The organism is Extibacter sp. GGCC_0201, assembly GCF_017566055.1.
Classification (GTDB): domain Bacteria; phylum Bacillota; class Clostridia; order Lachnospirales; family Lachnospiraceae; genus Extibacter.
Genome location: NZ_JABFCH010000113.1, coordinates 1 through 229, shown reverse-complemented (window position 1 = coordinate 229; position 229 = coordinate 1). Strand labels below are relative to the sequence as shown.

Annotated in this window: 1 protein-coding gene; it reads right to left on the bottom strand. The window is 56.3% G+C overall.

The window, feature by feature from the left end:
- A partial coding sequence (locus tag HJV72_RS18930; protein WP_243765709.1) for an FGGY family carbohydrate kinase occupies positions 1 to 229 on the bottom strand: 229 nt, incomplete at both ends.

Below are 229 nucleotides of genomic sequence, written 5' to 3'. Positions count from 1 at the left end.
CACATCGATCTCCTGGGGCAGCAAAAACCGCTCTGCCATATCAGGGCTGAGCGTGCCGGCCGCCAGGACGCTGCCCCGGATCTCCGGATAGTACTCTTTTTCAAGGCCTATCATGGCTCTCATCTCCGGCGACCACCGTTTCTCCCTGATTTGATATAAGCAGGAGGTGGAAGCCTCGCAGTAATCCGTCCCGAAATGGCCTGTCAGCCTGTATACGAGATAATCGGGA